10 protein-coding genes are annotated in these 12,805 nt (G+C 67.2%); 1 reads left to right on the forward strand and 9 read right to left on the reverse strand.

Going from position 1 to position 12,805, the window contains the following annotated elements:
• Window positions 1–108 precede the first annotated feature (108 nt).
• From AncyloWKF20_RS13815 to alr, 8 genes are all read right to left on the reverse strand, one after another.
• Window positions 109–1,809 carry a methyl-accepting chemotaxis protein gene (locus tag AncyloWKF20_RS13815; RefSeq protein WP_279314606.1) on the reverse strand — a complete coding sequence of 567 codons (1,701 nt, stop codon included), beginning with the start codon at window positions 1,807–1,809 and terminating at the stop codon, window positions 109–111.
• A gap of 213 nt (window positions 1,810–2,022) precedes the next feature.
• Window positions 2,023–3,723 (reverse strand): methyl-accepting chemotaxis protein, encoded by a 1,701-nt coding sequence (locus AncyloWKF20_RS13820; RefSeq protein WP_279314607.1) that lies wholly within the window; start codon window positions 3,721–3,723, stop codon window positions 2,023–2,025.
• 180 nt (window positions 3,724–3,903) lie between these two features.
• Window positions 3,904–5,214, reverse strand: a complete 1,311-nt coding sequence (glnT, locus tag AncyloWKF20_RS13825) for a type III glutamate--ammonia ligase (RefSeq protein WP_279314608.1) — start codon at window positions 5,212–5,214, stop codon at window positions 3,904–3,906.
• Window positions 5,215–5,417: 203 nt separating this feature from the next.
• Window positions 5,418–6,755: an FMN-binding glutamate synthase family protein gene (locus AncyloWKF20_RS13830; protein ID WP_279314609.1), complete on the reverse strand. Its 1,338-nt coding sequence runs from the start codon at window positions 6,753–6,755 to the stop codon at window positions 5,418–5,420.
• 10 nt (window positions 6,756–6,765) lie between these two features.
• A complete protein-coding gene (locus tag AncyloWKF20_RS13835) occupies window positions 6,766–7,500 on the reverse strand; it encodes a protein glxC (protein WP_279314610.1) in 735 nt (244 codons plus the stop codon).
• A complete protein-coding gene (locus tag AncyloWKF20_RS13840; protein WP_279314611.1) occupies window positions 7,497–8,378 on the reverse strand; it encodes a glutamine amidotransferase family protein in 882 nt (293 codons plus the stop codon). Before AncyloWKF20_RS13840 ends, AncyloWKF20_RS13835 begins: the two co-directional genes overlap by 4 nt.
• Window positions 8,379–8,495: 117 nt before the next feature.
• Window positions 8,496–9,749 carry a D-amino acid dehydrogenase gene (locus AncyloWKF20_RS13845; protein WP_279314612.1) on the reverse strand — a complete coding sequence of 418 codons (1,254 nt, stop codon included), beginning with the start codon at window positions 9,747–9,749 and terminating at the stop codon, window positions 8,496–8,498.
• A 20-nt stretch (window positions 9,750–9,769) separates the two neighbouring features.
• Window positions 9,770–10,903 (reverse strand): alanine racemase, encoded by a 1,134-nt coding sequence (gene alr, locus AncyloWKF20_RS13850; protein WP_279314613.1) that lies wholly within the window; start codon window positions 10,901–10,903, stop codon window positions 9,770–9,772.
• A gap of 177 nt (window positions 10,904–11,080) precedes the next feature.
• On the opposite strand from alr, the gene AncyloWKF20_RS13855 reads away from it, so the two are divergent.
• Window positions 11,081–11,563 carry an Lrp/AsnC family transcriptional regulator gene (locus AncyloWKF20_RS13855; protein WP_267584877.1) on the forward strand — a complete coding sequence of 161 codons (483 nt, stop codon included), beginning with the start codon at window positions 11,081–11,083 and terminating at the stop codon, window positions 11,561–11,563.
• Between the two features lie 17 nt (window positions 11,564–11,580).
• Here the strand turns inward: AncyloWKF20_RS13855 and AncyloWKF20_RS13860 are convergent, their stop codons facing one another.
• Window positions 11,581–12,447, reverse strand: a complete 867-nt coding sequence (locus AncyloWKF20_RS13860) for an alpha/beta hydrolase (RefSeq protein WP_279314614.1) — start codon at window positions 12,445–12,447, stop codon at window positions 11,581–11,583.
• Window positions 12,448–12,805 lie beyond the last annotated feature (358 nt).

Below are 12,805 nucleotides of genomic sequence, written 5' to 3' on the forward strand. Positions count from 1 at the left end.
ACGGTTCTGAGGCGGGGGAAGACGTCGCCCTCCCCTCACCAACCCTGCAAACGAAAACCGCCCCGCATCGCTGCGGGGCGGTTTGTTTTTGGGTGACGCGCGAAGCGATCAGCCGGCGCGCAAATTGCGCACGAAGTCCGCCACCTCGCGCTGGAGGTCGCCGGCCTGCGCCGAGAGCGAGTTCGACAGCGAGGAAAGCTGCGTCGAGGCCGCGCCCGTCATCTCGGCCGAGCGGCCGACGCCGGCGATGTTGTCGTTCACCGCGCCGGTGCCGTTCGCCGCCATATGGGTATTGCTGGCGATCTCCTGCGTCGCCGCGGTCTGCTCCTCCACCGCCGAGGCGATCATCGAGGTGACGTCGCGGATCTGCGTGATGGTGCCGACGATCTTCTCGATCGAGGTCACCGTACGGCTCGTCGCCTGCTGGATGTCCTGCACCTTGGAGGCGATCTCCTGCGTGGCGCGGGCGGTCTGCTCGGCGAGCTGCTTGACCTCCTGCGCGACCACGCCGAAGCCGCGGCCGGCATCGCCGGCGCGTGCTGCCTCGATGGTAGCGTTGAGCGAGAGCAGGTTGGTCTGGCCAGCGATGTCGGTGATGAGCTTCACCACTTCGCCGATCTGGTTGGCCGCTTCCGAGAGTTCGCGGATCTCGCTGGCGGCGCGGGTCACCTCATCCGAACCGGACACGGCGATGTTGGCCGCCTGCGTCACCTGCGAGCCGATCTCGCGGATCGAGGAGCTCATTTCCTCGGTGGCACTGGCCACCGTCTGCACATTGGTTGAGGCTTCCGAGGCGGCATTGGTCACGGCGACCGCCTGGCGGGAGGTCTCCTCGGCGGTCGCCGAGAGGTTGCGCGCCGCGACCGAGACTTCGCCGGAGGACGAGGCGAACTGGTCGGCCAGCGCGCCCATCTTCACCTCGAAATCGTCGGCGATGGCGTTGCGCTCGGCGACCATGCGCTGGGCGGCGCGCAGCTCGGCCATACGGGCTTCCTCGCGCAGGCGGTCGGCCTCTTCCAGCGCGGCGCGCAGCGCCTCGGCGGCCTTGGCCATGATGCCGATCTCGTCCTTGCGGTCGGTGCCGGAGACGGTCATGTCGAACTTGCCGGCGGCGAGTTCGCTCAGCGTCTGGCTGAGGCCGGTGATCGGGCGGACGATGCCGAGGCGGGTGACGAAGAAGGCGATGAGCAGGACGAGAACCAGCACCCCAGCGGTGCCTGCATAGACCATGGTGACGGTCTCGTCGGCATCGGCATGGAGCTGATCGGTCAGTGTGCCGAGAGCCTTTTCGCGCTCATCGACGAATTTGGCGATGTCGGCGACGATGCCGCGCGAGATCGGGATACAGGTCTTGGTGTACTCAGCGGCAATAACGCCGGCCTGCGCCACATCGGCGTTGTCGATGGCGCGCTTTACGATGTCACTACAATCCACCTTGATCATCTGATCGAAGCGGCGGACGAACTCGCTCGCCGTGGCGGCCAAGGCCGGATCGAGCTCGGCAACCGCGTCCATGCGCTTGTGGAAGCTATCGACCGCCTGCTGCTGAACCTCGATCGCCCGCTTGTTGTCTTCGGGCGTCATCGCCACGGCAGACTGATAGACGGCCTGATTGTACCAGACGACGAAGCGGTTGGCGCGGGCGGCGGCGACCGCGGCGCGGGCCGGGCCTTCCAGCGCGTCGCCATAGGAATCGTCGATGGCCTGCATCTTGGTGCCGGCGAAATAGACGAGGCCGGTGGCGAACAACGCCAAGAGCAGAAGAAGCGAAGAAATCTTGCCGATCAACGGCAGGTTCTTGAAGGACATGGGCGATCCAATGGGGGTGCGGGGCGGATTTCGACCCTGCCCAGCCGACCCGGCGCCGGGCATGGCGCTCAGCCCGTTTGTCGCCCTCTTGCCTTGCGCCAAACTGTCGGTCGCGCCCTAACCGCCGGCCGTCGGGCGCGCGCCGCGCAAACGGAAACCGCCCCGCATCGCTGCGGGGCGGTTTGTTTTAGGCGCGTGCCGAGGCGGAGCGGATCAGCCCGCGCGCAAATTGCGCACGAAGTCCGCCACCTCGCGCTGGAGGTCGCCGGCCTGCGAGGACAGCGAGTTCGACAGCGAGGAAAGCTGCGTCGAAGCCGCGCCCGTCATCTCGGCCGAGCGGCCGACGCCGGCGATGTTGTCGTTGACCGCGCCGGTGCCGTTCGCCGCCATATGGGTGTTGCTGGCGATCTCCTGCGTGGCGGCGGTCTGCTCTTCCACGGCCGCGGCGATCATCGAGGTAACGTCGCGGATCTGGGTGATGGTGCCGACGATCTTCTCGATCGAGGTCACCGTGCGGCTGGTGGACTGCTGGATGCCCTGCACCTTCAGCCCGATTTCCTGCGTGGCGCGGGCGGTCTGCTCGGCGAGCTGCTTGACCTCCTGCGCGACCACCGCGAAGCCGCGACCCGCCTCACCCGCACGCGCCGCCTCGATGGTGGCGTTGAGCGCGAGCAGGTTGGTCTGGCCGGCAATGTCGGTGATGAGGTTGACCACCTCGCCGATCTTGTTGGCGGCCTCGGAGAGCTCGCGGATTTCGGCGGCGGCGCGGGTCACCTCATCCGAACCGGAGACGGCAATGTTGGCGGCCTGAGTCACCTGCGAGCCGATCTCGCGGATCGAGGAGCTCATCTCCTCGGTGGCGCTGGCCACCGTCTGCACATTGGTCGAGGCTTCGGCGGCGGCGTTGGTCACGGCGACGGCCTGGCGCGAGGTCTCCTCGGCGGTGGCCGAGAGGTTGCGGGCGGCGACGGACACCTCGCCGGAGGAGGAGGCGAACTGGTCGGCCAGCGCGCCCATCTTGACCTCGAAATCGTCGGCGATGGCGTTGCGCTCGGCGACGACGCGCTGGGCGGCGCGCAGCTCGGCCATGCGGGCTTCCTCGCGATCACGCTCGGCCTGCTCCAGCGCGGCGCGCAGCGCTTCGGCGGCCTTGGCCATGCGGCCGATCTCGTCCTTGCGGTCGGTGCCGGAGACGGTCATGTCGAACTTGCCGGCGGCCAGCTCGTCGAGCACATGGCTGACATTGCTGATCGGGCGGACAATGCCGAGGCGGGTGACGAAGAAGGCGATGAGCAGAACGAGAACCAGCGCGCCAGCGGTGCCGGAATAGACCAAGGTCAAGGTGCGGCTGGTCTTGTCGCCGAGGTTCGCCGCCAGATCCTGCATGTACTGTTCGTTGTTATCGACGAACTTGGCAACATCGGCGACGATGCCGCGCGAGATCGGAATGCAGGTTTGCGTGTACTGGATGCCGAGCGCCACATTCTCTTCGGCATTGGTGCTGGCATTGGCGCGCTTGACGATGTCGCCGCACTGGCCGGTGATCATCTGGTCAAAGCGGCCAGTCAACTCGTCCACGGCGGCGGCCTTGGCCGGATAGAAGGTCTTCACCGCTTCCATGCGCTTGTGGAAGCTATCGACGGCCTGCTTCTGAACATCAATCGCGCGCTGGTTGTCCTCATCCGAGACGGCGGTGATGGACTGGTAGACGGCCTGATTGTACCAGACCACGAAGCGGTTGGCGCGGGCGCTGGCGACGGTCGCGCGGGCGGGGCCCTCAAGCGCCTCGCTATAGCTGTCATCGATATTCTGCATCTGGGATCCGGCGAAATAGATCAATCCGGAAGCGAAGGCGGCCAGCAGCAGGAGAAGCGAGGAAATCTTGCCGATCAACGGCAGGTTTTTGAAGGACATGGGCGATCCATACGATGGAAGACGGGTTCTGATCCTGCCCGGCCCACACGGCGCCAGGCATGCGCTCGGACCGTTTTTCGATTCATTCCCTTGCGCGAAGCTTTCGCGCCCGCCCAAAAAGCAACGGCGCCCGGGGTCTCCCCCGAGCGCCGCCCTGTCCTACACGCGCGGTAAAGCGCGTCAGATATCCAGCGTGTTGTCGCGCTCCCACTGGGTGAGATGGCGCGAATAGGCGTTCCATTCCTCGTTCTTCAGCTTGATATAGCCGTCGACCAGCGGCGCGCCGAGCGCGTTGCGCAGCACGGACGACTTTTCCAGCGCGCGGATAGCGTCGAGCAGGTTGAGCGGCAGCTTCTTGGCGCCGCGCACCTTGTGCCCGTCCGTGTACATGTTGATGTCGAGCCGCTTGCCCGGATCGCGCTGGTTCTGGATGCCGTCGAGACCGGCCGCAAGCATCGCCGCCGGGGCGAGATAGGGGTTGGCCGCGCCGTCCGGCAGGCGCAGCTCAAGCCGCCCGCCATCGGGAATGCGGATCATGTGGGTGCGGTTATTGCCGGTATAGGTGACGGTATTGGGCGCCCAGGTGGCGCCGGAGATGGTGCGCGGGGCGTTGATGCGCTTGTAGGAGTTCACCGTCGGGTTGGTGAAGGCGCACATCGCATCGGCCGAGTGGATCAGGCCGCCGATGAAATTGTAGCAGAGGTCGGAAACGCCGAGCTCGCCATCCTCGTCGGCGAACAGGTTCTCGTCGCCATTCCACAGCGAGGTGTGCATGTGGCAGCCCGAGCCGGTGAGGTCGATGAAGGGCTTGGGCATGAAGGTGGCGCGGAAGCCGTGCTTCTCGGCGATGGAGCGCGCCATGTACTTGAAGAAGACATGGCGGTCGGCCGTCACCAGCGCGTCGGCGAAGTCCCAGTTCATCTCGAACTGGCCGTTCGCATCCTCATGGTCGTTCTGGTAGGGGCGCCAGCCGAGCGTGAGCATGCTGTCGCAGATTTCCTTGATGACCTCGTAGCGGCGCATCAAAGCGGACTGGTCGTAACAAGGCTTGGTCGCGGTGTCCGAGCCGTCGGAGATCTTGGTGCCGTCGGCATTGGTGAGGAAGAACTCGCACTCCACGCCGGTCTTCATGTGGTAGCCGATGGACTCGGAAGCCAGCATGGTGCGCTTCAGCACATTGCGCGGCGCCTGCGCCACCAGCTCGTCATTCATGACGAGATCGGAGGCGAGCCAGCCCACTTCCGGCTTCCAGGGAAGCTGGATGAGGCTCGACGCGTCCGGCACGGCGAACAGGTCGGCATCGGCCGGGCTCATATCGAGCCAGGTGGCGAAGCCGGCAAAGCCCGCGCCGGCCTTCTGCATGCCGCCAATGGCGGCGGCGGGAACCAGCTTGGCCCTCAGCCCGCCGAACAGATCGACATAGGAGATGAGGAAGTATTTGATGCCAAGTTCATTGGCGGCGTGCTTCAGGTCGGTGTAATCGCTGGCCATGGATGCAATCCGGTTGCGTGCTGTTCCCCGGCCCCTTTGGGGCTCGTTGGTGATGCATTTTCAGGGCCGCCTCCCGGCCCTGTCACTCTGTGCCGTCATCCCGGAACGGCCGTCAGGCCGTATCCGGGATCGCGAAACAGTTCGGCGTGCGATCCCGGCTCTTCGGCTACGCCTCCGGCCGGGATGACGACCACCAGGTCGGGTCAGAAGCTGCCGTTGGCGCCCGGGATCCAGTTGGTCCCGGCGAGCGGCACATTGGCCATGGCCGCCGCCTCGATGGTGAGAGCCACCAGATCTTCCGGCTCCAGATTGTGGACGTGGCTCTTGCCGCAGGCGCGGGCGATGGTCTGGCACTCCAGCGTCAGCACGGCGAGGTAGTTGGCGAGGCGCCGACCGGCGGCGACCGGGTCGAGCCGCGCCATCAGCGCCGGGTCCTGCGTGGTGATGCCGGCAGGGTCGCGGCCCTCGTGCCAGTCATCATAGGCGCCGGGCTTGGTGCCCAGGGCCTCGTACTCGGCGGCATAGTGGGGGTCATTGTCGCCGAGGGCGACGAGGGCCGCGGTGCCGATGGCGACGGCATCCGCGCCGAGCGCCAGAGCCTTGGCCACATCCGCGCCGTTGCGGATGCCGCCGGAGACGATGAGCTGCACCTTGCGGTGCATGCCGAGATCCTGCAGCGCCTTCACCGCCTGACGCACGGCGGCGAGCGTGGGGATGCCGACATGCTCGATGAAGATTTCCTGCGTGGCGGCGGTGCCGCCCTGCATGCCATCGACCACCACCACATCGGCGCCCGACTTCACGGCCAGCGCCGTGTCGTAATAGGGGCGCGCGGCGCCGACCTTCACATAGATCGGCTTCTCCCAATCGGTGATCTCGCGCAGTTCCTCGATCTTGATTTCGAGATCGTCCGGCCCGGTCCAGTCCGGGTGGCGGCAGGCGGAGCGCTGGTCGATACCCTGCGGCAGGGTGCGCATCTTGGCGACGCGCTCGGTGATCTTCTGGCCGAGCAGCATGCCGCCGCCGCCGGGCTTGGCGCCCTGCCCGACCACGACCTCGATGGCATCGGCCCGGCGCAGATCGTCCGGGTTCATGCCATAGCGCGAGGGCAGATACTGGTAGACGAGCTGTGTCGAGTGCCCGCGCTCCTCATTGGTCATGCCGCCATCGCCCGTGGTGGTCGAGGTGCCCATGGCCGAGGCGCCGCGCCCGAGGGCTTCCTTGGCATTGGCCGAGAGCGAGCCGAAGCTCATGCCGGCAATGGTGATCGGGATCTTCAGCTCGATCGGCTTCTTGGCGAAGCGGGAGCCGAGCACGACCGAGGTGTCGCAGCGCTCGCGATAGCCTTCCAGCGGGTAGCGCGACATGGAGGCGCCGAGGAAGAGCAGGTCGTCGAAATGCGGCAGCTTGCGCTTCGCGCCGGCGCCGCGAATGTCATAGATGCCGGTCGCCGCCGCGCGGCGGATCTCCGAGAGCGTGTACTCATCGAAGGTGGCGGAGACGCGCGGGGTGGTGCGGGGGGTGTTGCTGTGGTCGGTCATGGCGCGCCCCTCAGTAGCTCGACACGTTGTCGACGTGGAAATGATAGAGGGTGCGGGCCGAGCCATAGCGGCGGAACTCGCCAATATCGACCTCGCCGAGAATGCCGGCAGCGGTGAGCTTTTCGGCCAGCAGCGCCTTGTGCTCCTCGCGCATCTCCTTCTCGATGCAGTCGGCGCCGAGCGAGGCGACCGAGCCGCGCACGAAGAGCTTGGCCTCATAGAGGCTGTCGCCCAGCGCCTCGCCGGCATCGCCGAGCACGACGAGCGAGCCGGCCTGCGCCATGAAGGCGCTCATATGGCCGATCGAGCCCTTCACCAGGATGTCGATGCCCTTCATGGAGATGCCGCAGCGCGCCGAGGCGTTGCCGTCGATCACCAGCGTGCCGCCCACACCGGTCGCACCGGCGGCCTGACTGGCATCGCCCTTCACATGGACGAAGCCGCTCATCATGTTCTCGGCAACGCCGACACCGGCCGTGCCGTTGACGATGACGCGGGCCAGCTTGTTCATGCCGGCGCAGTAATAGCCCACGGGCCCGTCGATCTCGACGGTGACGGGGGCGTTGAGGCCGGCGGCGATGGCGTGCAGGCCGGCGGGGTTGGCGACCTTCCAATAGGTCTCGTTGCTTTCGGCCGTCAGCTTGTGCAGGGCGGCGTTGAGCTCGCGCAGCGGCGCGGTGGCAAGATCGAAGTTCACGGTGCTCTCGTCCGGGACGCGGGGAATGGCGCGGTTCAGGGCGTTCATGCGGCGCGGTCCCAGAAATAGACCTTGGCCGGTTCCGGCTCGAACAGCCGGGCGGTGCCGATGCCCGGCAAATTGGCGAGCGCGCGGTATTCCGAACCGAAGGCGACATAGCTGTCGGTCTCGGCCATCACCGCCGGCTTGCAGGCGATGGGATCGCGCAGCACGCCGAAGCCGCTCTCGGTGCCGACCACGAAGGTGTAGAAGCCGTCGAGATCGCCCAGCGAATGCTCCAGCGCCTCGCCCAGGCTATCGCCCCCGCGCATGCGGTAGGTGAGGTAGGCGGCGGCGACCTCGCTGTCATTCTCGGTGTCGACCTTCACACCCTCGCGGGCGAGGCGGCGGCGCACGCCGGCATGGTTCGACAGCGAGCCGTTGTGCACGAGGCACTGGTCCGGGCCGGTGGAGAAGGGGTGGGCGCCATCCGTGGTCACGGCGCTCTCGGTCGCCATGCGGGTGTGGCCGATGGCGTGAGTGCCGGACATGGTCTCCAGCTTGAAGCGGCGGGCGACGTCGAGCGGCAGGCCGACTTCCTTATAGAGCTCCATCCGGCTGCCGGCGCCGACCACGCGCAGCTCCGGGGCGATGCGCGCGAGGGCGGCGCGCACGAGCCCCTCTTCCGCCACCGGCACGCTCAGCACCGCATGGGTGTCGCGCGGCAGGATGGGGTGGCCGATCTGCGCGCCGAGGGCGGCGAAGTCGGTGCCGGCCGGGCCGCGCAGTGTGAGCTTCACGAAGCCCGGCGTGCCCGCGCCATAGACGGCGAAGCCGGCCGAATCCGGCCCGCGGTCGCACATGATGTCGAGCATATCCGACAGCAGGGCGCCGAGTTCCGGCTCCAGCTTCGGATCCTTGAGGAACAGGCCGACGATGCCGCACATGCGGGGGCGCTCCCTAAAGATTGGTGTCCAGGAAGCTTGTAGGCGCGGCGCGTTTGCCGGTCAATCAGGTGGAATAAATTTTTCTCTTGAAGAAAAACCTGTTTCCTCCGGCCCGCCTCACGCGTAGCGCGCCAGCGCCAAATCCCCCGCCTCGATGGCAGGCTTCCGACCCGAGACGAGGTCGGCCAGCACCCGGCCCGAGCCGCAGGACATGGTCCAGCCGAGCGTGCCGTGACCGGCATTGATGAACAGGTTGGCCACCCGCGTCGGCCCGATGATGGGCGTGCCATCCGGCGTCATCGGCCGCAGCCCGGTCCAGAAGGTCGCCTGCGACTGGTCACCGGCGCCGCCGAACAGATCCTCGACCGAATGCTCCAGCGTCGCCCGGCGCGCGGGGGAGAGATCGTGGTTGAAGCCGGCGATCTCCGCCATGCCACCGACGCGGATGCGGTCGCCCAGACGGGTGATGGCGATCTTGTAGGTCTCGTCCATCACGGTGGAGACCGGCGCGCGCGCCGCCTCAATGATCGGCACGGTGATGGAATAACCCTTCACCGGGTAGATCGGCAGGTCGAGCCCGAGCGGGGCGAGCAGCGCCGGCGTGTAGCTGCCGAGCGAGGCGACGACGACATCGCCGGCCACTTCGCCCTGCCCCGTGCGCACGGCGGCGATCCGCCCGCCTTCGACGCGCAGGCCGTCAATGCTGACATTGTAGCGGAAGGTGACGCCCAGCCCCTCGCACAGCGTCGCCAGCGCGCTGGTGAACTTGAAGCAATCGCCGGTCTCGTCGCCGGGCAGGCGCAGGCCGCCGACGATCTTGTGGCGCGACGGTGCGAGACCCGGCTCGGCGGCGACGCAGCCGGCGGGGTCGAGCAACTCAAAGGCGACGCCGTCGGCCTTCAGCACCTCGATATCCTTGCCGATGCCGTCGATCTGCTTCTGGGTGCGGAACACCTGCAGCGTGCCCTGCATCCGCTCGTCATAGGAAATGCCGGTGGCCGCCCGCATCTCCATCAGGCAGTCACGGCTATATTCGGCGAGGCGGACCATGCGCCCCTTGTTCACGGCGTAGCGCTCGGCCGTGCAGTTGCGCAGCATCTGCGCCATCCAGCGCAGCGTCGCCACATCCATGCGCGGCTGGATGATGAGCGGGGCGTGCTTCATGAACAGCCACTTCATCGCCTTCACCGGAATGCCCGGCGCCGCCCAGGGGGAGGAATAGCCGGGCGAGACCTCGCCGGCATTGGCGTAGCTGGTCTCCAGCGCCGGGCCGGGCTGGCGGTCCAGCACGGTGACCTCGTGGCCGTCGCGGGCGAGATAGTAGGCGGTGGTGACGCCGATGACCCCGGCGCCGAGGATGACGATCTTCATGATGTGCTTCCGCTCGGGTCTCAGGCTGCCTCGGCCCCGGCATAACGGCGCTGGTAGCGCGTGCCGAGCCGGGTCAGTATCTCATAGGAAATGGTGCCGGCCGCAGCCGCGATCTGATCGAGCGTCTGGTGCGGGCCGATGAATTCCAGCATCTGCCCGGCGCTCACCGCGCCCTCGGGCACAGCGGAAATGTCGACCGTCAGGCTGTCCATGGAGACACGGCCGATAATGGGCAAGCGGGTCTCGCCGAGATAGAGCGCGCCGCTGCCGCTGAGATGGCGCGGAATGCCATCGGCATAGCCCGCCGCCAGCGTCGCCAGCCGCATCGGCGCCGCCGCCACATGCGCGCCGCCATAGCCGATCTTCGCGCCGGCCGGCACGCTGCGGGTCTGCACCACGCGGATATCGAGCCGCACCACCGGCTCCATCGGGTTCGGCACGCCGGCCGTCGGCGCCGCGCCATAAAGCGCGATGCCCGGGCGCACCAGCGCGCCGCGAAAAGCCGGGTCGAGGAAGATGCCGCCGGAATTGGCGAAGCACAGCGGCACGCCGGCAAAGGCCGCTGCCAGCCGGTTCATTGCGCCGAGCTGCTCGCCATTCTGCACGCTCGCCGGCTCATCCGCGCTGGCGAGATGGCTCATCACATAAAGCAGGCGGACCCCGTCGAGCCGCGCGGGGGCGGCGGCGAGGGCCTCCACTTCGTAAGGCGCGAGGCCGAGGCGGGACATGCCGCTGTCGAGCTGGATCAGCGCCGGCAGTTCAACGCCGCGCGCCCGGCCGAGCGCCGCCCAGGCGTCGACCTGCTCGAGGCAATTGAGAACGGGAATGACACCGGCCGCCCGCGCCGCCTCTTCCGCGCCGGGGGCGAGGCCGTTCAGCACATAGACCGCCGCATCGGCGGGAAGGATCGGCCGCAGCGCCAGCGCCTCGGAGAATTGGGCGACGAAGAAATCCCGGCAACCCTGCGTGTAGAGCGCCGGCGCGACGAGGTTCGCCCCGAGCCCATAGGCATTGGCCTTAACAACGCCGGCCACCCGCGCCGGCACCGCGCGCTGGACGAGCGCCGCGTAATTGCGCCGCAGCGCCCCGAGATCGACGGTGAGCTGGCCGGGCGCTATGTCCCAATCGGACGTCACATACGTCTCACGCGACATGGTCTTCGCCTCATGCGACCCGAGGGCGCCCGCCAATCGCCGAGGCCCGCTGAAAAGGATACCAACAGGATACCGCGCGATATCAGCAAGAGGCGGTCATTTGATGCACGGTTGTTTCATTTTATTGGAGATAACGGCATAATCTGCGAGACTTTCGCAGGATCATCCACGACGCCCATGGCCACCCTCGACGCCACCGACCATAATCTCCTGCGCTTGCTGCGCCTCAACGCCCGTATGAGCAATGCCAAGCTCGCGGCCGAGGTGGGGCTGTCGCCCTCCACCTGCCTGCGCCGCATCCGTCTGCTGGAACGCGCGGGAGTCATTCGCGGCTACACCGCGCTGATCGACCATAATGCCGGCGAGCCGGCGCTGGCGGTCATCGTCAACATCACGCTGGAGCGACAGACCGAGGATTATCTCAACCGCTTCGAGGCGGCGGTGCGCCGCCATCCCGAGATCCGCGAATGCTATCTGATGACCGGCGGCTCGGATTATCTGCTACGGGTCGAGGCGCAGAATGCGGGCGATTTCGAGCGCATCCACACCGACATATTGTCGACGCTGCCCGGCGTGCTGCGCATCCACTCCAGCTTCTCGATCCGCAATGTTCTTGGCGCGCGGCGGCGCGGCGCCAGCGGCGGCAATGCGCGGAGCTGACGGTCAACCGACGATACTTAGCCGGCTTTTGCCTTGGCGGTGACCGTGACGACAAAGCGCGTTATGTCATCGAGCACCGGCGCAAGCGGGCGCAGCAGCGGCGACACCGTGCCCAGAATGGTGCGGTGGTCGAGGTTCGGATAGATCACCGCGCGGGCCTGCGCCCCGACCCGGGCGGCACGCTCGGCCAGCCGCGTGCTGTTGCCGGGATCGACCGTCCGGTCCTTGGCACCGGCGATCAGCAGCAAGGGCGGCGCGTCCGGCGCGACGAAATTGATCGGCTGCGTGCGGTCGCGTTTGGTCTCCGGCCCGAAGATGATCTGCAGCACCGGGTCTTTCAGCGGCAGGAAATCATAGGGACCGGCGAGGCCCGCCATGCCGGCAATGTCGCGAGGGCTGAGCCCGGCACTCTCCAGCCATTGCGGATCGAGCGCCAACATGGCGGCGATATGCGCCCCGGCGGAATGGCCGAGGAGCACGAGACGGTCGGGATCCCCCTCTTGCGACGCCGCATGGTCGCGCGCCCAGCGCACCGACGCCGCGGCATCGTCGAGAAAATCCGGGAAGCGCACCTGCGGATAGACGCGGTAATCGGGAATGATGGTGAGGATGCCTCGGCTGGCCAGCGCCGCGCCGACGAAGCGGTAGAGCGCTCGGTCGCCCTCCTGCCAGCTGCCGCCATAAAAGAACACCGCGACCGGATGCGGCCCCTCCCCGCGCGGGCGGTAGACATCGAGCTTTTGGCGCGGATCGGCGCCATAGGCGATGCCGGTCACGCGGTCATAAGCCCCGAAGCGGGCGGCAGTGTTGAGCAGGGTCAGCGGCGACATGAGCGCGAGGATAGAGATCCCGAGCAGCGGGATTAGGGCGAACCCGAGGATCATTAGCCGGCGATGTCGCCACAATGCTAGGCGCCGCATCGGCGGAACGTGCGGATGATGAAGGACGGACGTCATGGGGAGTCTACGCGGGCCCGGCAAGGCCGGATCAGACAAGTGCGTTTGGGCGATCGCACGGCGTGATGGTCGGTCCGGCCGCGTGTGCGGGTCTTCGGAGGCACCGAAGGCCAGGGGCGCTTTCAGCAGCAATCACGCGACGACCTTGGATGTGTGACCGGCCGCCAACAGCCGGTCGCGCTACCGCCCCGTCCCGCCCCTTGTGGGCACAGCAAAACGCCGCCCGGCATTTCTGCGCGGGCGGCGTTTTGTTGAGTTTGCGAAGAAGCGTTTTGCTGTGTTTAGC

This window comes from Ancylobacter sp. WKF20 (assembly GCF_029760895.1).
GTDB lineage: Bacteria > Pseudomonadota > Alphaproteobacteria > Rhizobiales > Xanthobacteraceae > Ancylobacter.

What these genes read in the sequence shown, in the direction of transcription:
- AncyloWKF20_RS13860 (WP_279314614.1), bottom strand. Translation starts at nt 12,447, where the DNA reads ATGATCCTCGGGTTCGCCCTAATCCCGCTGCTCGGGATCTCTATCCTC.
- AncyloWKF20_RS13835 (WP_279314610.1), bottom strand. Translation starts at nt 7,500, where the DNA reads ATGAACGCCCTGAACCGCGCCATTCCCCGCGTCCCGGACGAGAGCACC.
- glnT (WP_279314608.1), bottom strand. Translation starts at nt 5,214, where the DNA reads ATGGCCAGCGATTACACCGACCTGAAGCACGCCGCCAATGAACTTGGC.
- AncyloWKF20_RS13820 (WP_279314607.1), bottom strand. Translation starts at nt 3,723, where the DNA reads ATGTCCTTCAAAAACCTGCCGTTGATCGGCAAGATTTCCTCGCTTCTC.
- AncyloWKF20_RS13845 (WP_279314612.1), bottom strand. Translation starts at nt 9,749, where the DNA reads ATGAAGATCGTCATCCTCGGCGCCGGGGTCATCGGCGTCACCACCGCC.
- alr (WP_279314613.1), bottom strand. Translation starts at nt 10,903, where the DNA reads ATGTCGCGTGAGACGTATGTGACGTCCGATTGGGACATAGCGCCCGGC.
- AncyloWKF20_RS13840 (WP_279314611.1), bottom strand. Translation starts at nt 8,378, where the DNA reads ATGTGCGGCATCGTCGGCCTGTTCCTCAAGGATCCGAAGCTGGAGCCG.
- AncyloWKF20_RS13830 (WP_279314609.1), bottom strand. Translation starts at nt 6,755, where the DNA reads ATGACCGACCACAGCAACACCCCCCGCACCACCCCGCGCGTCTCCGCC.
- AncyloWKF20_RS13855 (WP_267584877.1), top strand. Translation starts at nt 11,081, where the DNA reads ATGGCCACCCTCGACGCCACCGACCATAATCTCCTGCGCTTGCTGCGC.
- AncyloWKF20_RS13815 (WP_279314606.1), bottom strand. Translation starts at nt 1,809, where the DNA reads ATGTCCTTCAAGAACCTGCCGTTGATCGGCAAGATTTCTTCGCTTCTT.